Here is a 21439-nt window from a genome sequence, read left to right as displayed (position 1 = left end):
CGGGCACGGCGCCGAACCTAGGTGGGCCGGGGTGGTGCGCGCGCCCGTCGGATGACGCTGTCCGGGTACGTCATCCGGTGCCGCTGCTGGTCAGGAGGGTCGGCCGCCGAACTGCCAGCGGTGGGTCTCGATGGCGGCGTACCGGTCCGGGGTCAGCACGGCCCGCGCCGCGGCCGGGTCCGCGGCCACCAGCAGTGCCGCCGTGCCCAGCCAGCCGGCGCCGTCATCGGAGAGCAGCGGGCCGTAGGCGATCAGCCCGGCCTGCTCCGGCACGGCGAGGTCGGCAGGCTCGCCCTGGCCGAAGCCGAGCACCAGGTAGCGGTCGCCGCCGGTGCGGCCGCCAGGGAACTCCCACATCGTGCGCCCCAGCCGGTTCTGCCACCGGCGCAGCAGCACATCCCGGTACGCCCCGGCCTGGTAGCCGGGCTCGTCGAAGGCGAACGCGCGGGCGGTGGCCGGATCAGGCAGATCGAGGATGTGCAGGCTGCCGGTGGCGATGTCGCCGTCCAGGGTCGGGCCGCGGGCGATCATCTGCTCGGCGAAGCGGTCCATATAGGACCAGTGCGCCGCCAGCAGCTCCATCCGCAACGGCATCGAGCCGGGCCGGTCGCGGTGGTAGCAGAGGAACTCCATCCGCCCAGTCTTGTCGATCACGCGCTGACCGTGTCCCCGGCTGTCAAGTAAATCTTGCGGTCTCCTTACCGAACGGTCGGTCGGCGCCCGGAATCCGCACGTCACCCGGTGTTTGGGTCAATACTGGGGACAGCCTGCCGCCGGCAGGGCCAGTCTGTCGCGAGGAGGAGCCGCGTTGTCCCTGATCGGACGGCAAGCAGAACTCGAACACCTGGCCGGATTGATCGAGGACATCCAGCACAGCGGTGGGGCCCTGCTGCTCTCCGGCGCGCCCGGCGCAGGCAAATCCGCGCTGCTGGCCGAGGTCAGGACGCACTGCGCGAGTGCAGGGGTGCGGGTGCTGGCCGCGAACGGGGTGCAGTCCGAACAGCAGGTGCCCTTCGCCGGGCTGCACCAGATGCTCTACCCCGTCCGCGCCGGGCTGAGCGGGCTTCCCGCAGGTCAGCGGGCCGCGCTCGGCACCGCGCTGGGCCTGGCCGACGGCCCCGCGCCGGAGGTGTCCCTGGTCGGGCTGGCGGTGGTGAACCTGCTGGCCGAGACCGCACCCCTGGCCGTGCTGCTGGACGACGTGCAGTGGCTGGACCAGGCCAGTCAGGAGGTGCTGACCTTCGTGGCCCGGCGGCTGTGCGCCGAACCCGCGGTGCTGATCGCCACCCGCCGCGCCGGCGAGCCGTCCGCGCTCACCAGCGCGGGCCTGCCCGAACTCGCCCTCGACCGGCTATCGGCCGAGGCCGCCGCCGAACTACTCGACCGTGTCGCCCCCGACCTGCCCGCACCGGCCCGCGCCCGCGTGCTCGACCAGGCCGAGGGCAACCCACTGGCCCTCACCGAACTCCCTGCCACCGCAACGGAAACCAGCCCGCTGCCGCTGACCCCGCGGCTGGAACGGGCCTTCGCCGCCCGCGCGGACGCCCTGCCCATCGCCACCCGGGACTGCCTGCTGATCGCGGCCCTGCACGAGCACGGCGCACTGGCCGAGATCCTGACCGCGGCCCGACTCCAGACCGAGGCGGGCGTGGCGGTGCTGCGGCCCGCCGTCGCGGCCGGGCTGATCACCCTGGACACCGGCGTGGTCGAGTTCCGCCATCCACTGGTCCGCTCGGCCATCGCCCAGACCGCCGATCTCGGCCAGCGGCAGGCCGCGCACCGGGCGCTGGCCGAGGTCCTCTCCGGCCAGCCGGACCGGCGGGCCTGGCACCGGGCCGCGGCCACCCTGGGCCCGGACGAACAGGTGGCCGCCGACCTGGAAACGACCGCGGACCGCGCCCAGGGCCGCGGCGGGGTGGCGGCCGCGATCAGCGCGCTGGAACGCGCCGCGCAGCTGAGTGAAGACCAGGCGGACCGGGTGCGGCGGCTGTTGCGGGCGGCCGAACTCGCGGTGGACTCCGGCCGCCGGGACATCGTGGACCGGGTACTGGCCGAGGTCCGCGCGCTACCGCTGACCGCCCGGCAACGCGCCCTGGCCGCCTGGCTGCCCAGTGCCTTCGACGACGGGGTCAGCGAGGGCGCGGCCGGCCCCGGCGAACTGCTCACCCTGGTCGAGCAGGTGCTGGCCGCCGGCGAACTCGACCTGGCGATGCGGATCTTCTGGGGCACCGCGATGCGGTGTTTCTGGGTCGAGCCGGGCAGTGCGGTCCGGGAACGGATCATCGGCGTGGCCGACCGGCTGCCGCTCCCGGCACGGGATCCGCGGCTGGTGGCGATCACCGCCTACGTGGCCCCGATCGAACGCGGCGATGTGGTGGTCGCGCGCCTGCGGGAGCTGGCGGCCGAGGTCGGCGGCGATCCGGTGACCTACCGGTACCTGAGCAGCGCGGCCCTGCAGGTGGGCGCGCTGACCGAGTCCGCGCGGTTCTCCGCCGCGGCGCAACCGGGTCTGCGGGCCGAGGGCAAACTCGCCCTGGTCGCCAGGGCGCTGGCGGTGCAGGCGTGGAGCTGTGTGCGGCTAGGCGATCTGCTCACCGCCGCGCCCGCCGCTGAGGAGGCCGCCCAGCTGGCCAGGGAAACCAGGCAGCCCTACATGTACGGCCTGGCCCGCGCGGTGCAGGCGGAGATCTGCGCGCTGCGCGGGGAGTACGAGCAGGCGGAAACCCTTGCCGCGGAAGCGGAACAGGTCGGACTGGCGGCCGCGGCCCGGCCGGTGCTGGCCAAGGTGCAACTGGCCAGGGGCATTGCCGCGCTCGGCGCTGGACGGTACCTGGACGCCTTCCTCGCACTGCGCCGGGTGCACGATCCGGCCGATCCCGCCTATCAGCTCGCGCTGCGCTGCTACCTGTTGCCGGAGCTGGCCGAGGCGGGCCTGCGCTGTGATCAGGCCGATGAGGTGCGCAAGATCGTGGCCGAGCTGGAGTCGGCCGCGCTGTCCACGTCCTCGCCTGCGCTGACCATCGGCCTGCGCTACGCCAGGGCCGTACTCGCCGCCGACGACCGGGCGGAAAGCCTGTTCCGGACCGCGCTGGAAGCGGATCTGACCCGGTGGCCGTTGGAACGCGGCCGGCTCCAGCTCGCCTTCGGGGAATGGTTGCGCCGCCAGCGCCGCCCGGCCGATTCCCGCCCGTACCTGCGCGCGGCCCGGGAAACCTTCGACGCGCTGGGCATGCCCGGCTGGAGCGAACGCGCCCGCCGGGACCTGCGTGCCACCGGCGAGGCCAGTCCGGAACCCCGCGAGGACGCCTACCACGAGCTGACCGCGCACGAGCTGAACATCGCCCGCCTGGCCGCGGACGGGCTGACCAACCGGGAGATCGGCGAGCGGCTGTACCTGTCACACCGGACGGTGAGCACGCACCTGCACCGGATTTTCCCCAAACTCGGCATCACCTCACGCACCGAACTCGGCGCGGCCCTGCAGCCCAGTCCGGCCTGAGCCGGCCGGACCGCGTCGTGTGACGGGTCCGGCCGCGGGCGGTCAGTGCATGTGCACCAACGGTTTTCCCTCTTCGATCACGTAGCTGGACAGCATCTTGGTGCGCACCTTGCCCACGTTGCGGGCGTTGTGCACCACGTTCGGCGGGATGGTGAACGGATCGCCGGAGTGCAGGCGCAGTGCGGGCCGGTCGTCGAACTCGATCGAGACCTCGCCCTGGATGATGTAGCCGATCTCCGGTCCGGGATGGGAATGCCTGCCGGATTCCTTGCCCTCGGGGATCTCCACCAGCGTCTGCACGATCTCCCAGCCCTTGGCCGGGGCCGGGAAGCGCTGGAGTTCGGCCCGGGTCACGCCGTCGGTGGGCCCGGCCCCGATCGGGGCGGAAGTGCTGCTGCTGGACGGAATCGGGTCGCTGGTGGCGGTGCCCAGGGCACAGGCGGCGGCCAGCACCACGGTGAGGGCGGCCACGGAGGCGCGCAGGACGTGACGGCGTTGCAACATAGGACTTCCTCGGGTGCGGAGGGGTACTGCGACCAGTGTTGCCAACGGTTGTGGACGATTTGTTGTCAGGAAGTTCAGCCCCTGGTCAGTTCCGCCTCCAGCAGCCGCCTGGCCCTGGGCACCGCGAAGCCCCGCCCCGCCACGAACCACAGCCCGAGCAGGATGATCAGCGGCGACTGCGAGGTGAGCGAGGACTCCACCACCGCGTCGGCGGACTGGCTGTAGATGATCACGATCCGCAGCACCGCGTCCGCGATCAGCACCACACCCAGCCCCGCGGTCATCGCCCGATACAACGCCCGGAACCGGCCGGACCGCAGCCAGGTCCGCTCGAACGCCTCCGCGCGGGACGGATCACCTTGGCTCGCAACAGGTTTGAGCACGGTACGCATCAGCGGCCGATCAGTCCAGGTGGTCGCCAGGACCACGATGCCGCCGATGGCCAGGTACATGGACATCCGGGCCAGCACAAAACGCGCGTCGCCACTGATCGAAGTAAGCACCACCCCCGCCGCCACCTCCACCAAGACGAGCACCGCGAACACGTCGACCCGGGGCCCAGATCGCGCACGAGCCTTGCCTCGCACCAGATCCGCGAGCACGATCAGTCCGGAAAGGACAGCGCCAAGCACCATGCTCAGAACATCGCCAAAGCCACCCAGGTAACAGCCGAGGATCACCACCGAGGGCACCAGTGCCGCGACCAGCGCAAGCCGCCAGCGGAACTCGCCGGACTCCAGCCGACCCCCGATCGCCTTGCCGCTCAACAGAGTGCCGCCGATGGCCAGCCGCACCGCGGCGGGCATGCCGGTCGGTGCGAGCGCGAGCAACACCACCGTCGGCAGCAACAGATCCACCGCGAGATTCCCGATCAGCAGGCCGAGCTGGGCGGCCTTGCGGCCCGCGCTGATCTCAGACATGGGAGACCTCCGTGGCGATGTGCTGGGCCCGCACCGCGAATCCAGCGGAGCGGTCGAGCGCGGCGCCCGCGGTGACGCGCATGTCCCGGTGGTAGGCCGCGACCGCCGAGGCGAGGTCGGTGGTCCGGTCCAGGTGGGACACCAGCAGGGCGGCGTCGGCGAGCGCGGTGTTCGCGCCCTCGCCACCGGCCGGCGACATCGCGTGAATGGCGTCGCCGAGGAAGGCGACCGGGATTCCGTTGCTGGGCGGCAGATCCGGGATCGTGGGCATCGCGCGCAGCGGGGTCCGGAAGGTGTCGGTGACGATCGCCGCGCGCAGGGCCGAGGTGGCGTGCCGGCCCCAGTTCGCGGTGCGGCGCAAGGCGAAGCGAAGCAGGTCGGCGGGGCCGGCGCCAGGGAGGGGAAGTTCCTCGGTGGGAGCCATCAGGACCCACATCAGGTAGGGGCCGCGTGCTGGTGGGGACGGTGGATTGTAGGCGCACAGGGCGAGAACGGTGGAATGGTCGACCACTCCACAGAAGCGACTGTGCCGGATGACCTCGGCCAGACGGCCTCCGTGCGTGACAGTCGGTTCCGCGCGACTCGCGGCAGGCAAGCCCTGCTCACCCGTGCAATCCAGCGGGCTGCGGCCGAAGATCGCCGTCCAGCCGAGTGGTTCGGGTCCGTTGTGCGGCAACAGTTCCCGCCGCAGCGCGGACCCGACCCCGTCCGCGGCCACCACCAGATCAGCCGGACCGGTCTCAGACAGTGAGGTGACCTCCCTGCCGAAGGTGATCCGGTCCGCCACCCCCTCGGCCAGCACCCGTCGCAACGCGCCCCGGTCAACCGCGCCGGGCACCGATGGCAGCTCGTTCCGGGACAGCAGCCGCAGGTCGGGGTCAAACAGATAGACCGCCGGATCGCGCTGACGATGCAGGATGCGGTGGTAGTCCGCCAACCGGACGGTCGGTAGGCACGCGTGCAGGGCTGCGTGTCCGGTCGCGTTGATGTTGATGCGGTAGCCCTGCTCGGTGTCGTCGAGGCGGGGCCGCGCTTCCAGCACCACCACGTCAAGACCCTTGCGCCGCAACCCGTTGGCCACCGCCAGCCCACCAAGCCCGGCCCCCACCACGACGACTCGCATCGCACACCCCGCACATTCTCTGCACGCGTCATTATTTCACTTGACTAAGAGAATGCCACGGTAAGGTATGTTGAGCGGGTGACGCAAGCCGACCCCGTCGATCCGGCCACCGCCGCCCAGCTACTCGGCCGCGACTTCGCCACCGCGATCGTGGTCTTCCACGAGTCCGTCGGGCGGTTGCTGGGACTCAGCGCGGTCGAACGCAAGTGCCTTGACCTGCTCAAACGACTCGGTCCAGTGACGGCGGGGGCCATCGGCGAGCACACCGGCCTCACCACCGGGGCGATCACCCGCATGCTCGACCGACTGAGCAAGGCCGGGTACGTGGAGCGCGTCGCCGATCCGCACGATCGCCGCAAGGTCGTGGTGCGGCTGCTGCCGAACGAGCGGATGGACGCGCTGCTGGCGATGGCCTTCGGCCCGTTCGCCGCGGACATGACCGAGATCGCCGGCCACTACGACCAGACCGAGCTGCGCGCGATCCTGGACTGGACCCGCCGGACCACCGAGGCGTTGCGGGCGAACACCCGGCGAATCAACGACTCCGTGAGCCCGGCGGATTGATCTCAGGCAGCAGCTGCTCTCAGGCGGAGGCGGCGGCCACGATGAGGTCCGCGACCGCATCCGGCTGCGACACCGCGACCGCGTGCGAGGCGTCGATCCGGCGCACCGTGGAACCGGCCCGGTCGGCCATGAACTCCTGCGCGGCGGCCGGGATCGCGTGGTCACCATTGGCGATCAGCGCCCAGGACGGCAGTTTGCGCCAGCCGGGGGCGCCATCGAAAGCCGCCGCCAATGCCTGCTCGGCGACTGGGCGCTGGGTGACCGCCAGGACCGCGGCAGCGGCCGGGTCGACGTCACCGGCGAAGACCTCGGCGAAGTCGGCCGGCTTGATCGACAGCTCCGCGACGCCCTGGTGCACAAGCACGTTGGTGGTGTCCGGGCCGAGCTTGCCGCCGGCGAAGCGGCCGGAGAGATCGAACACGCTCTCGCCCTCATCCGGCTGGAACGCGGCGATATAGACCAGGGCTTGCACGTTCGGGGTCTCGCTGGCCGCACGGCTGATCAGCACGCCGCCGTAGGAGTGCCCGACCAGCACCACCGGACCGGGGACGCTGTTGACCACGTCGGCGACGTAGGCCGCGTCGGATGCCACGCCGCGCAACGGGTTCGCCACCGCCAGCACCGGGAAGCCCTGCTCCCGCAGCCTCGGGACCACACCGTTCCAGCTGGACGAGTCGGCGAAGGCGCCGTGCACCAGGACCACCGTGGGCTTGTTGTCGCTCATGACCACTCCTCGCAAAGAACGAACGTTCTGTCTTCTCGAAGATTAGAGAGCAGGCGGGAGTCAGGCAAGGTGACAAGACCAACCTTGCAGAACGACTGTTCTTTCTTTAGGGTGGCGGCCCGCCGGGCCTGGCCCCGACCAGCGTGGTTAGTCGATGTGCAGGACGACCTTGCCGCCGACCCGGCGGCTGAGCAGGGCGTCGATCGCCTCGGCGATGGCGTGCCAGGAGTGTTCGAGTTCGATCTGGCAGTCGAGCCTGCCGTCCGCGACCAGGGTGCAGAGACGGATGAGGTCGCTGGTTCCGCTGTCGTGGGCGGCGGTCTCGTCGAAGCTGGTGAAGGTGTGGATCCGCGCGCCGGGCGAGCGGGTGAAGCGGGACATCCGGAAACTGACGGACTCCGCGGGGTCCAGGGTCGCGATGTTGACCAGGATGCCGCGTTTGGCCAGGTGCTCGATGGCCGTGCCGAGCGTGGCGCCGCCGACGCCTTCCACGATCAACTCGAAGTCCTCGGTCAGGGCGTCCACCACCGCGCTCGCGCCCAGACGCCGGAGCAACGGCTCCGCGGCGAGATCCCGGACGAGCGCGGTGACGTGTGCGCCACTGAGGCTCGCCAGTTGTACCGCCAGCCGGCCGACTCCCCCGGTCGCGCCCGTGATCAGCACTCGCTTGGCCAGCAGCAGGCCGCCGATCTCCAGCGCCCGCAACGCGGTCACGCCCGCGGTGGGCAGGGTGGACGCCTGGGCGTAGGACACACCGTCCGGGATCGCTGTCAGTCTGTTGGTGGGGATCGCCGCGAGTTCGGCCCAGGCGCCGACCCGGACCAGACCGACCACCCGGGTTCCCGCCGCCGGCCCGCTGCCGTCCGCGGCGGCCCGCTCCACCACGCCGGCCGCGTCCCAGCCCGTGACCGAACCTACCGGACGGTTGGGCAGGCCGAGGACCTCGCCGCGATTGAGCGAGAACGCCCTGACCCGGACGAGCGCCTGGTCCGGCAATGGGGTGGGGTCCGCGACCGTGGTCAGCGCGACGTGTGGGGCACCGGGCGCAACGGTCAACGCGAGCATGATGCGGACCCTAGCCCGGAACGTTGCCCCGGCCCTGGTGGATTGTGCGCGGGCCGGGGCGGCGTCGCGGCTAGGAGGCGTCGGGCGCCGGTGCGATCGGGCGGACTCCGGATTCGCGTTTCACCCCGGCGAGGGTGGACGAGCCGAGCGCGCTTTCCAGTTGCTCCCACCGGGTGACCAGGTCGGACATCATCAGCATCAGCACGTCCGGGAAGGCGTAGAGGAAGATCTGGTAGCGGTAGTGGTCGAGGTAGAACATCACCACGTGCTCGCTGACCGCGGTGACCGAGGTAGTGCGGGCGTTGAAGAACAGGTCGTAATGGCCGAGCAGCGCGCCGCGCCCCAGGACCGCGCGTTCGTAGATGCCGCCGAAATCGACCTCGACCTCGCCGCTGGCGACCAGGTACACGCCGTGTGCCTCATCGTCTTCGCGGCAGATGGCATCGCCCGCGACAAAGGGGATCTCGTCGAACATCGAGGCGAGGGTTTCCACTTCGGCGTCGACCAGCGCTTCGAACAGGTGCACGCCGAACGGGTCGACGCTGGTGCGCAGGCAGGTCACCCGGTCCTGGAGTTCGCGGTCGGTGATGTGGGTCATCCGCATGCGGGCGAACCGTTTCATGCGGTCGATATCGCGGGCCTGCCGACGGGAGGTGCCGGTGCTCGGCGGCGCGTACAGACTGGAATCCCCGCTGATCCGGGCGGCTTCGCGGCGGCCGGATTCGTACGCGCTGTGCACGCAGCCCCAGTGATAGGCATTGGTGCCCTCACCGGCGAAGAACAATTGGTCGCCGACCGGTTCGGCGAGCGTGCCCATGTCCTTGGGCGAGGCGTTGACGCCGACGCAGGTGTAGGCGCCCCTGGCAAAGGGGTCGCTGGACCAGCCGGTGCGCGAGACGTGTTCGGGCGCGGGTGCGGTGGCGCCGAAGATGTCCCGGACGATGGTGGCGCCGTAGTCGGCGACCTGCTCATCGGACCAGGTCTCCAGTTCGCGGCCGAGGGAGGCGCCGAGCAGGAGCACCAGAATGGGTTTGCCGTGCGATTTCCACATGCTGATGACGACAGTCGGGTACCGATCGGTATCGCGGCACAGGTAACCGAAGACGTACTGCTCCTGCGGCCAGAACGCTTCGCTGAAATGCAGGGCGATCTTGTTCAGGGTGCCGAAGCCGAGCCGGGCGATGGCCGACTGCTTGACCTCGGGCAGCGGCGGGTCGAAGGTCACCGACGCGGCCTTGAGCACCCCCAGCGGCAGGGTGACCAGCACCTTGTCCGCGGTGAACTCGCCTTGGTCGGTGCTGACTCGCACCGGCCCGGCGCCCTCCCCCGCGCTGATCCGGCGCACGATGTGGCCCAGCCGGACGTCGAGTCCCTCGGCGAGTGCGGTGACCACCGACTGGTAGCCCGCGTGCAGGATGCTGTCGCCGTAGCCGTAGACCAGGTAGCCGTCCTCCCAGAATTTGAAGGAGAGTTTCCCGGGGTCCTCGGCCACGTCCTCGCGCAGGATCACGTTGAGGTGGAAGCGGACCGCCTGTTCATCCTCGGGCGTGAGTTGCCGTTCGGCCAGGATTTGTGCAATGGCTTCGCCTAGTGGGAGATCGAGGTGGTCTTTTTTGCGCGCGGTTTCGGCGCGTTGTTCCAGGTCGTGCAGCACGCCGTCGGCCAGTTCTAGGGTGTGGCTTTTCCGGCTGTGATTGGCTCGGCTCTGGTCGGCGCCGTACAGGTCGAGATTGTCGAATCCGCCGGTGTAGGAGCTGTCGCCGCCGATATAGCTGTACGGGATGCCCAGCTTTTCCACCAGCTCGGTGATCGGGTTCCCTTCGGTGCCGTGAATCCAGTGTGCACCCAGGTCAACACCGTCCTGGTCGGTCCAGATCCGGCCGCCGACACGGTCGCGTGCCTCCAGGATGGTAACTGGGTAACCTAATTCGTGTAACGATTGCGCGGCGGTCAGCCCGGCGATCCCGGCCCCCACCACCAGCACACTGGGTAAAGATTCCGCACCATCTGACTGAGGTCGGCCATTCCCCGTATTTTCAGACATCGACAGATTATCTGACTAGTGACCTGGGTCCGGATATCCCCGATTCGTGTCTGGCGGTTGGGCCATTAGGACACTGGTCCGGGTCCTGCTGGTGCCCTGAGCGACTCGGCTCACTCGACCAGTTTGCCCTCGCTGCTGACCTCTCGCATGAGCGCGGCGATCTCCGCGGGCACCGGCGGGATCGGCTCTCGGGTGATCTTCCCTGGGCCCGACCAGACCAGGTTCACCCGCTGGGTCGGATCGAGGGCCGGGAAGTCCGAACGGTTGTGGCAGCCGCGGGTCTCCCGGCGTTCCAGTGCGGCTTCCAGGGTGGCGCGGGCGGCCAGCAGGGAGGCTTTGAGGTCGAAGGCGTGTGCGAGGTCCTGGTAGCCAGCCAGGTCGGGGTGCACGCCCAGGTCCCGGGTGCTGGCCTCGATCTCACCGAGCCGGATCAGGCCCTCGACCAGGCCCAGCTCGTCGCGGACCACGCCGGCGTGTTCGGTCATGATGTCGCGCAGTCCGCGTTGCAGGGCACGGATGTTCTCCGGGCCGTCGGCGGCCAGCAGCTCGTCCACCTCGCCGCGGGCTTCGGCCAGGGCGAGGGCGCAGCGTTGTTGCGCGCCCAGGTTGGCCGAGTACTTGGCCGCGTGCTCCCCCACGATCCGGCCGTAGACCAGGAGTTCGATCAGCGAGTTGCCGCCGAGCCGGTTGGCGCCGTGCAGGCCGCTGGCCGCCTCGCCGATGGCGTAGAGGCCCTCCACGCCGGTGCCGTGGTCCTCCGGGCGGACCCACACCCCGCCCATCGAGTAGTGCGCGGTGGGCGCGATCTCGATGGGAGTCCTGGTGATGTCGAGCATCTGGAGTTCGAGCAGGGTCTGGTACACCCGTGGCAGCCTGCGCATGATCGTCTCGCGCGGCAGGTGCGAGACGTCCAGCCACACCCCGCCATGGGGTGTGCCGCGGCCTTCCTTGATCTCGGTGTAGGCGGCCAGCGCGACTCTGTCCCTTGTGGACAGTTCGCGGCGCACCGGGTCGTAGCGCTCCATGAACCGTTCGCCGAGGGCGTTGCGCAGGATGCCGCCCTCGCCGCGGGCGGCCTCGGAGACCAGGGTGCCCGCCGCGGATTCGGGTTCGATCAGGCCGGAGGGGTGGAACTGGACCAGTTCGGGATCGCGGATGCGGCCACCGGCCAGCACGGCCAGCCGGAAGGAATCGCCGGTGTTCTCATCGCGGCGGGAGGAGGTGCGGCGCCAGATCCGGGTGTGCCCGCCCGCGGCCAGCACCACCGCGTCGGCGTGGATGAGGTAGCGGGCGCCGGTTTCCTGGTCGAAGCCGTAGGCGCCGAAGACCACGTTGTCCCGCACCAGGATCCTGGTCACGTAACACCGGTCCAGCACCGGGATGTCCAGCTGGGCGGCCCGGTTGACCAGGGTGCGCTGGATCTCCAGACCGGTGTAGTCACCGGCGAAGGCGGTGCGCCGGTGGGTGTGCGCGCCGAAGAACCGTTGCGAGATCCGGCCGTCGGCCTCGCGGGCAAAGGGCATGCCCCAGCGTTCCAGGTCCTCGATGCCGCGGGCGGCGTGCTCGGTGACGATGCGCACCGTCTCCGGATGCGCGAGCAGGTAGCTCTCCTTGATGGTGTCCGCGGCGTGCTGCTGCCAGCTGTCCTCGGCATCCATTGTGGACAGTGCGGCATTGATCCCACCGGCGGCCAGGGTGGTGTGCGCGTCGGCCTTGGCGCGTTTGCCGAGCACGAGCACGTCGATGCCGCGTTCGGCCAGTTCGATCGCGGCCCGCAGCCCGGCGCCACCGGTGCCGATGACGAGCACGGAGGTGGCCAGCTGGATCTCGGCGGGGTGGCTCATGCGGTTCTCCGTTCAGAAAGCGGCGGACCCGCGCGGGCGGCGACCGCCCGCGCGGGGACTACTCACTTGGCCAGCCAGTCCGACAGCGTGGTCTGCCCGAGCAGCGAACCCTCGGCGGGCAGCAGGGTCTTCTCCTCCAGCAGAGTGCCGAAGTAGCGGGCGTTCGGGTCGGTGAGCACCTTGCGGTCGTCCTCGCGGGCGGCGAGCACGGTGCGGATCCAGCCGTCCATGCCGAAGACCTCGGGGCCGCCGATCTCCACCACGCCGTTCAGTGGCGCGCCGACCGAGGTCCGGGCCACCGCGGCGGAGACCTCGGCCGCGGCCACCGGCTGCACGCCGCCGTCGGGCAGGGTGACCACGCCGTCGACGGTCGCGGAGTCCGCGATGCCCGCGGCGAACTCGAAGAACTGGGTGGCGTGCACCAGCGAGTAGGGCAGCCCGGAGTCGCGGATCAGCTTCTCCTGGGCCACTTTCGCCCGCATGTAGCCGGAGTCGGGGGTGCGCTCGGCGCCGACCACGGACAGTGCCACGTAGTGCCCGACCCCGGCGTCCTTGGCCGCGTCGATCAGGTTGGTGGTGGCGGTGCGGAAGAAGGCGAGCACGTCATCGTCGGCGAAGGAGGGCGAGTTCGAGACGTCGACCACCACGTCCGCGCCGGCCAGGACCTCCCGAAGGCCCGCGCCGGTGATGGTGTTGACCCCGGTGTTGGGCGCGGCGGCGACCGGGTCGTGGCCGTGTTCCGCCAGCCGGGCAACGACGGTGGACCCGATCAGACCGGTTCCGCCGATCACGACGACCTTCATGGTGACTCCTTCTCGATCGCGTCCCGGCGGTTCCGGAACGCTCCGTTCTTCGCGCTCTACCAGCCAAGACAGCGCGGCCCGCCTGGTTGTGACAGGTCGGGGTGCTTGACTTTCACTAACCTGGATATTTAATGTCCAGGTTAGATCCGGCAAGTGAGGGGAGCGAACATGCGGAGGGTGTCGATGCCCGGCGACGGGCTGGCCGGGCCATGGGTGGAGGCCACGCCGTGGTGATCCCGGACCTACACTGTGGGCGAGATGAGAATGGGCAAGGGCGTCGAGTGGGCAGTGCACACGCTGCTCAACTTGAACATGGCCGAATCCGGGGCGCTGGGCACCCCGCAGCTCGCCCGCGCCCACGGTCTGCCGCCCGCCTACCTGAACAAGCAGCTCCAGCTGCTGGTCAAGGCCGGACTGCTGCTCTCCTCATCGGGTCCGCACGGCGGGTTCAGCCTGGCCAAGCCGGTCGAGGAGATCACCCTGCTCGATGTGGTGCTGGCCATCGAGGGCGAGGAGCCGCTCTTCCGCTGCGAGGAGATCCGCTGCGGTGGCCGGATCGGCGAGCTGAGTCCCCGGCCGACCGGACCGTGTCAGGTGAAATCGGCCATGCGCCGGGCTGAGCGGGCCTGGCACGAGGCGCTGGCGAGCCAGACCCTGGCCGACATCCAGGCCGAGCTGGACGAGGAGCCCGCGGTCCGCCGCATCGTCCGGTCCGCTTTGGACTGATCCGTCCACAAAGGACACACTCGCGCCAACTACTTTTCCGGCCTGCTCTGAGCAGCTGCCGGAAAGCGCTATCACAGCACCCGATGTCCTTTGCCATGCCCAAAAACCGAGGTGGAATAACGATGAACACCGAACACGGACACACATTGCCCAACCCCGGCACGTCCGGCCCGCAACCGGTGATCGAGGTCATCGGCACCGTGCCCGGTCCGCCGCCGATCCCGGCGGGCGCCGAGGCGATGGCCCTGCGGATCACCCTGCCCCCGGGCAGCCCCGGCGCTCCCCCGCACCGCCACGCCGGCCCCGCCTATGGCTACGTGGTCCAGGGCGAGATCATCTTCGAGCTGGAGGGCGAGCCGGAGCGGGTGATCAAGGCGGGCGAGGCGTTCTGGGAGCCCGGCGGCGACGTGATCCATTACCGCGGCGCCAACAACCTGCCGGATACCGAGGCCGTGTTCGCGGTGACCCTGTTCTGCGCGCCGGGCCGGCCCATCCTCACCCTGGTCAGCCCCGAGGAACTGGCCCAGCGCAAGCATCTCCGCGCGCCCCGGCCCTGATTTCCCCCAGCTGATGCCGGGGACGCGGGACCACCCGTGGGTGCGCGCCTTCCGGTTCCGTGCCCCCGGCATCACCCCATCGAGGCAATGATCAACAAGGCTCCGCGAGTAGGATCGAGGTGAGTGGTGTTGTGGATCACGCAGGTGCCGCGCGCAGGTGAGCGGGAGGACATCGCAGCCATGTCGGAGACCGCGAACGCGGACCTCGACCAGGCGTCCGCCGTCTTCGCAGAGGTGCGCCCGCGGTTGTTCGGCATCGCCTATCGCATGCTGGGCAGTGCCCAGGACGCCGAAGATCTGGTGCAGGAGGTCTGGCTGCGCTGGCAGACCTGCGACCGCGCGGCCGTGCAGTACCCCGCCGCCTACCTGGCCACCGCCACCACCCGGCTGGCCATCAACGCCGGCCGCAGCGCCAAGACCCGGCACGAGTACTACCCCGGCCAGTGGCTGCCCGAGCCCATCGACACCACCGCCGACCCGCAACTGGGCGCCGAAGCGGACTCCGCCCTGGAACTCGCCGTCCTGCTGCTGCTGGAGAAACTCACCCCCACCCAGCGGGCCGCCTACGTGCTGCGCGAGGCATTCGGCTATCCCTACCCGCTGATCGCCGAGATCATCCAGGCCACCGAGACCTCGGCCCGCCAACTGGTCAGCCGGGCCCGCCGCCAGCTGGCCGAACAACGGCGCACCCCCGCCAGCGCACCCGAACAACGCCGCCTGCTCACCGCTTTCGTGGCCGCCGCCCGCGAAGGCGATCTGCTTGCCCTGGAAGAACTTTTCGCCGCCGACGTGGTCAGCTACTCCGACGGCGGCGGGGTGGCCCGCGCCGCCCGCATCCCGGTGCGCACCGCGCCCATCGTGGCCAAGTTCGTGCGCGCGTTCCACACCCGGTTCTGGGTCGGGGTGCAGGTCGAGTGGGCTGCCGCCAACGGGCACACCGCGGCGGTGCTGCGGCGGGACGGCGAGACGTTCGCGATGATCACGGTGGCGGCCTCGGCCGAGGGCATCCACGAGATCTACTGGATGCTCAACCCCGGCAAGCTCACCGGGTACGGGGCGTAACCCGGGCAAGGAACCGGTGGCCCCGCTCCTGCACTGGTTCTGCACCCCAGGGCCCGGAGGTGCAGGCGCGCGCCAAGTCCACCGCCAGCACCGCTGAGTACGGTGGCGCCCAGTCGCTCGTACTCACCGGAGGTGTCCCTTGGGCGCTGTGCCCGCGAGCCCGGCCCAGGTGATGGCGGCGCAACACACCCGGTTGCCTTCGCTGACCGGAATGCGGTTCGTGGCCGCGGTGCTGGTCTTCGCCACGCACGGGATCTTCGTGAACGTGCTGGCCGATGAGGCGGTGCTGGCGGGGTACCGGGCGGTGGCGATCAACCTGGGTTCGGTGGGGGTGTCCTTCTTCTTCATCCTCAGCGGGTTCGTGCTCACCTACGTGGCGCCGCCGGGTGACTCGCTGAAACGGTTCTGGCGCAGGCGGTTCTTCAAGATCTACCCCAATCACGTGCTGTTGTTCGGGGTGACCGCGTTGCTGGCCGGGCTGCCCGCGCTCTGGCTGTGGCTGCCCAATCTGTTGCTGCTGCACGGCTGGTGGCCGAACTACCAGCTGATGACCAGCATGAACGCGGTCAGCTGGACACTGTCCTGCGAGCTGCTCTTCTACGCCCTGTTCCCGTTGCTGCACCACTGGATCTGCCGGATCCGGCCGGGCAACCTGGGGCGCTGGCTGGGTGGCGTGATCGCGGTGACGATCCTCATTCCGATCCTCTCGCACTTCGTCATCCCGGTCGGGCCGAAGCCGATCGCGAGCACCGAGATCGGGTTGTACGAGCTGTGGTTCTCCACCCACTTCCCGCCCACCCGGGCGCTGGAGTTCCTGCTCGGCATGCTGTGCGCGCGAATGTTGTTGCTGGGCCTGGCGCCGCGGATCGGCCTGGGCGCCTCCACCGCGGTGCTGGTGGCCTGTTACGTGCCGAGTCTGTGGTTGCCGCCGGTGTTCACCCAGGTGGCGATGTGGACCATTCCGCTGGCCTTGCTGACCACCGCGCTGGCCAGGGCGGACGTGGAGGGATCGTTCTCGCCGTTGCGGGGGCGGACCTTGGTGTTCCTGGGCGACACCACCTACGCGTTCTACCTGACGCACGCGATGATCCTGGGCACGGTGACCTACACCGTGCAGCAGTTCGCCGGGCCGGGCTCGGTCGGGCTCGGGGTGCTGGTGCTGGTGGGGTGTTTTGTGCTGGCGCTGGGCGTGGCCGCGTTGCTCTACGTGGGCTGGGAGCGGCCGATCATGCGGCGATTCAGCCGGCCGGGAGTGGCCGCTGCTCGGACCCGGTGAGGTCGGTTCGCGCCGTCACGCTCGGCCAGCGGACGATCCTGGACCTGGACCAGACCACCGCGGCATCCCGCACCGCATCGGCATCCCACACCGCCCGCGGCCACCAGCTGATCCTGAGTTGTCCACACAACCACTCATGATTGTTTGGTGGCCGCGCTCGGCTGCCAACACCCTCACCAGCCAGGGTCACGAGTCCGGGTGGCGTACAAGTGGGACCACTGTTGTTCGCCCTGGTTTCGGGGCTCCATAGGGCGCAAGGTGGGTGCCGGGCGCCCTCCCCTGTGCACAGGCGCCCACTCCACGTATCTCCACCCTGCTACGGAGGTCCGGCTATGCACCCGATTCGACTTTCGGCGACCACGGCGCTCGCCCTGATCATGCAGTGCGCGACCCCGGCCGTCGTGGCGGCTGCCCCTGCCGGGGCGCCGGTGGTCGTCGACCGGAACTGCGCCGACGGCGATTTTGTGCTCACCGTGGAGGATTTCCGGGAACCCAGCCAGTTCCCAGGCATCCAGGATCTGATCAACTCCTACCAATCGGCCAGCTACCTGAGCTTCATCGACGGTGTGCTGGCCCGGCGGTACCCCACCGGTAAACGGATCATCGACATCGCCGGGGGCAAGCCCGCGGTGGATCGCTGGCTGTGGTCCAAGAACACCGCATCCCAGGTGCTCGGCCAACTCAGCACGGTTGTGCACGAGGTCGGGCACGGCATCGACAAGAGCGTGCCGGAGAACCGGTACTTCGTCGCCCGGAGCAAGTCCGGCGCCGATGTCGTGTTCACCGCGCCGGGGATGCACGGCAAGGGCACCACCTCGAACAGCCCGAAGTACTCGATGGCACGCTCGCTGCTGCTGGCGGACCTGGACAACCGCAAGCGGCCACCGGCCCAGCGGGGCACGATCACCACCAGCAAGGAGTTCGGCAGCGGCAGTCACGGCAGTGACCGCGACTACGCGGAGACCTACCTCAATGGCGACCCGGCCAACACCAAGTTCGAATCCGGCGACCAGGGTTTCAACATGCTCGTCGAGGAGTGGACCCAGTACATCAACTCGATGGCCGTGACCTACTACCTCTCTTCCGGCGGCACCACCCGCACCAGTGACCGACATGCCCTGCTCACCCATCTGTGGTGGATCGAGCGGTACCTGGCGAAGATCCGAGTCGAGCAGCCCGACCAGTACTCCTACCTGATCGCGAGCGCGCCGTGGCGGCAGACCGTACTGTCCCTGTGGGGCCGTTCCTGGCGATACCTCACCAGCACGCTCCCTGGCATGGAACCAGACAGCGGCCAGGTGACCGAACTGGCACGTCAACCACATCTGCTCGACGAGATCCAACGGCTGCGGGCCGGGCACGGCTGCGACAACCCGGTGGAGCTGTTTCCCTGATCTCCGGCCGGGTGTGTCCGTGGACCACGGCGTATCGCCCATGAACTCGGCACAGTGAACTGCTGGACCACTGTGGTCGGACCGAAATCCGCGCGGCTACCGACCGGTCGGTAGCCGTGCGGATCCGGTCCACGCACGTCAGTCGGGGTGGCGCGGGCGTGCGAGGATGCGCGCGTGCGAGTGCTGTTGGTTGAGGACGACGAGCCGATCGCCGAATCGCTGCGCCGGGGCCTGCGCCGCTACGGCTTCGAGGTGGACTGGGTGCGTACCGGCGCCGAGGCGCTGGCCGCGGCCGAGGCGGAGCTGGTGCTGCTGGACCTCGGGCTGCCGGACACCGACGGGCTGGACGTGTGCCGGGAGCTGCGGGCCCGCGGGGATGTGCCGATCATCGTGATCAGCGCGCGCAGCGACGAGGTCGACCGGGTGGTCGGGCTGGAGATCGGCGCGGACGACTACGTCACCAAACCGTTCGGCGTGCGCGAGGTGATCGCCCGGATGCGGGCCGTGCTGCGCCGGGTCCGGCCTGCCGACCCCGCCGCGCAGGCCCAGCCGGACCGGTACGGCCAGCTCACCCTGGACCGGCGCGGCCGACGCTCCTATTTGGACGGAGCGGAGGTGTTGCTCACGCCCAAGGAGTACGACCTGCTGGCCTTCCTCACCGAGGAGCCGGGCGCGGTGTTCACCAGGGAACAGATCATGGAAGCGGTCTGGGACGCCAACTGGTTCGGCCCCACCAAGACCCTGGACGTGCACATCGGCTCGCTGCGGCGGAAGTTCCCCGGCGCCTTCGCCATCGAGACCGTGCGCGGGGTCGGCTTCCGGCTGGTCGTCTCCGCATGATCCGCCAGCTGGTCGCCAGCTACGTGCTGCTCATCGCACTGGCCATCGCCGCGTTCACCGTGCCGGTCGCCTTCACCCTGACCGCCCAGTTGGAAGGCGATCTGGAACTGTCCGTACGCCGGGAAGCCGACACGGTCGCCCTGCTGCTGGCCGCCCCGGACGAGCCCTCCCGGCAGGCACTCGACCGCTTGGTAGGCGCCTACCAGCAACAAACCCTGGGCCGGATCGAACTGCTGCCCGCCGACTCATCCGAAGCCAAGGCAGGCACGAACTCCGCGCGGTGGACCCACTCCCCCGTGCTCGGCGCGGACGCCCTGGTGCTCACCGTCCCCGCCCGCCGACCGGACGGGACCGTGGCCGGTTCGGTACGGGTCCACTACCCGGAAGCCCCCCTGGAACGGCGGCTGTGGCAGATCTGGGGCTTCCGCGCCGCCCTCGCGATCGGTGTGCTGGTGGTGGCGGCCGCGGCCGGCGTGCTGGTCGCCCGCAGGCTGACCCGGCCGCTGCGCGAGCTGACCACGATGGCCGCCCGGTTCAGCGACGGCGACCTGCGCGCCCGCTCGGCCGAGACCGGCCCGCCGGAAACCCGCACCCTGGCCCGCACCCTCAACTCCGGCGCGCAACGGCTGGGCACCCTGGTCGACGCGCAACGCGCCTTCGTCGCCGATGCCTCGCACCAGTTGCGCACCCCGCTGACCGCGTTGCGGCTGTCCCTGGACAACATCGGCGAGGAGATCACCGACGAGCACACCCGCGAGGACGTGGACATCGCCACCGCCGAGGTGGTGCGGATGAGCAGGCTGGTCAACGGTTTGCTCGCACTGGCCAAGGCCGAGGGCCAGGTGGCCACGCCGGAACCGGTGGGCGTGGCCGAGCTGGTCCGGGACCGGTTCGAGGTGTGGATGCCGGTGGCCGCCGAACGCGGGCTGCGCCTGCTGGCCGAACTGCCCGAGGAAGATCCGCACGCGCTGGCCGCGCCCGGCCACCTGGAACAGGTGCTGGACAACGTGCTCTCCAACGCGATCGAGGTCTCCCCCAACGGCGGCGCGGTCACCGTGCGCGCCACCGCCGAGGGCGACCGGGTGACCCTGGTGGTGCTGGATCAGGGGCCCGGCCTGTCCGAGGCGGAACGCGCGCGGGCCTTCGACCGGTTCTGGCGAGGGCAGGGCCTGACCGGGCGTGGTGGCTCGGGCCTTGGCCTGGCCATCGTGAAGCAGCTGATCGCCGACGCCGCCGGGAGCGTGCGGCTGGCACCGGCTCCCGGCGGCGGACTGGCGGTGTGGATCACCCTGCGGGCGGCGGGGCGCGGGGTTACTTCTCCGGCATCGCCGAGGAGTGGTGGGTGACGATCAGCCACCGGCCGCCGACCTTCTCGTACACGTAGCTGAACCGAGCGTCCACAGTGGACCCGTCGCTGAAGCTGAAGCGGTAGGTTCCGTTGCTGGTGGCGGTGTTGCGATCCAGCACGGTGATGGTGGAGCTGAGGATCCGGCCGCTGGGGCGCTTGGTCAGGAAGGTCTCGAAGTAGCGCACGATGCCGGCCCGGGTGGTGCGCACCTCGTTGGACACCGTGGGCAGCAGCACCGCGTTGGACGCATAGAGATCGGCCACCACGGTCGGCTTGCCGGTGGCCAGCGCGGTGTTCCACTTCTCGAACAGCGCGGCGATCTCCCGCTCACTCGGCCTGCTGCCGAGGTGCAGCCCCACCTCCGGCCCGGGTGCGCTGTTCGCGGCCTGGGGCTGGGCGAGCGCGGTGCCGGTGAACGCGGTGGCCGTGACGGTGGCCAGTAACGCCGCGCTGACCGCCGCGATCCGAACGCCCTTGCTGGTACGACGCATTGTTTCTCCTCTGTCCCGCTCAGTGGGTGTTGACTCCACTTTCGAGTGAGCGAGCTAGCGCCAGGACAGGAGATGGACAGCGCAGAGTAAGAACATCGCCAATTCGTGTCAGCAGGTCGGGGGAAATACGGTCGCGAGCCCCGAGCCGGTGGCCGAGGATGTGGCCATGCAGGCGATCGTCCAGTGCGTTCAGACCTCGTGGACCAAGCAGTCCCGGGGTGGAGTCGAGGCCGCCCGCCGCAACGCCGCGCCGAACGCGTTCCCGCTCCCGGCCCGGCGACCGCCGCTCACCCACGAGGTGCGGATGGACGAGCGGAGCGACTTCCAGCCGCGCTTCGACATCCGGGATGAAGAACTCCCGGACTCGCCGCTGAAGCTCCAGGAGTCCGACGGGCTACTTCGAGTCCAGCTCGACGTGCCGCCGTACGGGATGCCGCGCCGCTGGCGACGCCCGCCCGCGCGACGGATCGGGCCGGGCGAATGGCTGCGCTGGCAGGTCAACTACCGGTTCGTCAGCTGTTGCAGCGGCGAGTGGAACTACCGGCTGGACACGCTCAACATCGGCTATGGCGTCGAGGGAACCGAGGTGTTCCTGGGCACGCCAACGCACACCGTCGACGAGCGAGCCGGCCTTTTCTGACCGCACCGGCCCTGG

The 21439-nt window shown here is 70.0% G+C and carries 20 protein-coding genes; 10 read left to right on the top strand and 10 right to left on the bottom strand.

Features of this window, described 5'->3' with window-relative positions; all coding sequences use genetic code 11:
- Window positions 1-90: 90 nt before the first annotated feature.
- Window positions 91-633 (bottom strand): YciI family protein, encoded by a 543-nt coding sequence (locus MZC64_RS43775; protein ID WP_247765497.1) that lies wholly within the window; start codon window positions 631-633, stop codon window positions 91-93.
- A gap of 175 nt (window positions 634-808) precedes the next feature.
- Between MZC64_RS43775 and MZC64_RS43770 the strand changes: the two genes are divergently transcribed.
- On the top strand, window positions 809-3499 hold the full coding sequence (locus MZC64_RS43770) for an AAA family ATPase (RefSeq protein ID WP_247765425.1): 2691 nt from the start codon (window positions 809-811) through the stop codon (window positions 3497-3499).
- 42 nt (window positions 3500-3541) lie between these two features.
- On the opposite strand, the gene MZC64_RS43765 is transcribed toward MZC64_RS43770, so the two are convergent.
- The 3 genes from MZC64_RS43765 to MZC64_RS43755 form a co-directional block, all read right to left on the bottom strand.
- On the bottom strand, window positions 3542-4003 hold the full coding sequence (locus MZC64_RS43765) for a cupin domain-containing protein (protein ID WP_247765424.1): 462 nt from the start codon (window positions 4001-4003) through the stop codon (window positions 3542-3544).
- A 74-nt stretch (window positions 4004-4077) separates the two neighbouring features.
- Window positions 4078-4923 (bottom strand): VC0807 family protein, encoded by an 846-nt coding sequence (locus tag MZC64_RS43760; RefSeq protein ID WP_247765423.1) that lies wholly within the window; start codon window positions 4921-4923, stop codon window positions 4078-4080.
- Window positions 4916-6046 (bottom strand): NAD(P)/FAD-dependent oxidoreductase, encoded by a 1131-nt coding sequence (locus tag MZC64_RS43755; RefSeq protein ID WP_247765422.1) that lies wholly within the window; start codon window positions 6044-6046, stop codon window positions 4916-4918. The genes MZC64_RS43760 and MZC64_RS43755 overlap by 8 nt, the downstream gene beginning before the upstream one ends.
- Window positions 6047-6124: 78 nt before the next feature.
- Between MZC64_RS43755 and MZC64_RS43750 the strand changes: the two genes are divergently transcribed.
- The gene (locus MZC64_RS43750; protein WP_247765421.1) at window positions 6125-6610 is read left to right on the top strand and encodes a MarR family transcriptional regulator; all 486 of its coding nucleotides are present in this window, start codon (window positions 6125-6127) and stop codon (window positions 6608-6610) included.
- Between the two features lie 19 nt (window positions 6611-6629).
- On the opposite strand, the gene MZC64_RS43745 is transcribed toward MZC64_RS43750, so the two are convergent.
- The 5 genes from MZC64_RS43745 to MZC64_RS43725 all read right to left on the bottom strand — a co-directional run bounded on the left by MZC64_RS43745 (window position 6630) and on the right by MZC64_RS43725 (window position 13090).
- Entirely contained in the window at window positions 6630-7334 is a 705-nt protein-coding gene (locus MZC64_RS43745) for an alpha/beta fold hydrolase (protein WP_247765420.1), read from the bottom strand.
- Window positions 7335-7481: 147 nt separating this feature from the next.
- Complete coding sequence (locus MZC64_RS43740; RefSeq protein WP_247765419.1) at window positions 7482-8399, bottom strand: zinc-binding dehydrogenase; 918 nt, start codon at window positions 8397-8399, stop codon at window positions 7482-7484.
- A gap of 70 nt (window positions 8400-8469) precedes the next feature.
- A complete protein-coding gene (locus MZC64_RS43735; protein ID WP_247797791.1) occupies window positions 8470-10383 on the bottom strand; it encodes an FAD-dependent oxidoreductase in 1914 nt (637 codons plus the stop codon).
- 170 nt (window positions 10384-10553) lie between these two features.
- A complete protein-coding gene (locus MZC64_RS43730; protein ID WP_247765417.1) occupies window positions 10554-12287 on the bottom strand; it encodes an L-aspartate oxidase in 1734 nt (577 codons plus the stop codon).
- A 62-nt stretch (window positions 12288-12349) separates the two neighbouring features.
- Window positions 12350-13090 carry an SDR family oxidoreductase gene (locus MZC64_RS43725; protein WP_247765416.1) on the bottom strand — a complete coding sequence of 247 codons (741 nt, stop codon included), beginning with the start codon at window positions 13088-13090 and terminating at the stop codon, window positions 12350-12352.
- Between the two features lie 258 nt (window positions 13091-13348).
- Between MZC64_RS43725 and MZC64_RS43720 the strand changes: the two genes are divergently transcribed.
- The 7 genes from MZC64_RS43720 to MZC64_RS43690 all read left to right on the top strand — a co-directional run bounded on the left by MZC64_RS43720 (window position 13349) and on the right by MZC64_RS43690 (window position 20291).
- Window positions 13349-13816, top strand: a complete 468-nt coding sequence (locus tag MZC64_RS43720) for an Rrf2 family transcriptional regulator (protein ID WP_247765415.1) — start codon at window positions 13349-13351, stop codon at window positions 13814-13816.
- A 122-nt stretch (window positions 13817-13938) separates the two neighbouring features.
- Window positions 13939-14373, top strand: coding sequence for a cupin domain-containing protein (locus MZC64_RS43715; RefSeq protein ID WP_247765414.1), 435 nt, complete (start codon window positions 13939-13941; stop codon window positions 14371-14373).
- 180 nt (window positions 14374-14553) lie between these two features.
- Complete coding sequence (locus MZC64_RS43710) at window positions 14554-15435, top strand: sigma-70 family RNA polymerase sigma factor (protein WP_247765413.1); 882 nt, start codon at window positions 14554-14556, stop codon at window positions 15433-15435.
- A gap of 148 nt (window positions 15436-15583) precedes the next feature.
- Window positions 15584-16711, top strand: coding sequence for an acyltransferase (locus MZC64_RS43705; RefSeq protein ID WP_308301138.1), 1128 nt, complete (start codon window positions 15584-15586; stop codon window positions 16709-16711).
- Between the two features lie 332 nt (window positions 16712-17043).
- Window positions 17044-18105, top strand: coding sequence for a hypothetical protein (locus MZC64_RS43700; RefSeq protein ID WP_247765412.1), 1062 nt, complete (start codon window positions 17044-17046; stop codon window positions 18103-18105).
- A gap of 174 nt (window positions 18106-18279) precedes the next feature.
- On the top strand, window positions 18280-18945 hold the full coding sequence (locus tag MZC64_RS43695; protein ID WP_247765411.1) for a response regulator transcription factor: 666 nt from the start codon (window positions 18280-18282) through the stop codon (window positions 18943-18945).
- Window positions 18942-20291 carry a sensor histidine kinase gene (locus tag MZC64_RS43690; protein WP_247765410.1) on the top strand — a complete coding sequence of 450 codons (1350 nt, stop codon included), beginning with the start codon at window positions 18942-18944 and terminating at the stop codon, window positions 20289-20291. Before MZC64_RS43695 ends, MZC64_RS43690 begins: the two co-directional genes overlap by 4 nt.
- Here the strand turns inward: MZC64_RS43690 and MZC64_RS43685 are convergent.
- Window positions 20257-20784, bottom strand: a complete 528-nt coding sequence (locus MZC64_RS43685) for an SgcJ/EcaC family oxidoreductase (protein WP_247765409.1) — start codon at window positions 20782-20784, stop codon at window positions 20257-20259. The genes MZC64_RS43690 and MZC64_RS43685 overlap by 35 nt on opposite strands.
- A gap of 166 nt (window positions 20785-20950) precedes the next feature.
- Here MZC64_RS43685 and MZC64_RS43680 point away from each other — a divergent pair, with 166 nt between their 5' ends.
- A complete protein-coding gene (locus MZC64_RS43680) occupies window positions 20951-21424 on the top strand; it encodes a hypothetical protein (protein ID WP_247765408.1) in 474 nt (157 codons plus the stop codon).
- Window positions 21425-21439 lie beyond the last annotated feature (15 nt).

It is taken from the genome of Crossiella sp. S99.2, assembly GCF_023094165.1.
Classification (GTDB): domain Bacteria; phylum Actinomycetota; class Actinomycetes; order Mycobacteriales; family Pseudonocardiaceae; genus Crossiella.
This window is presented reverse-complemented; position numbering and strand designations above follow the sequence as displayed.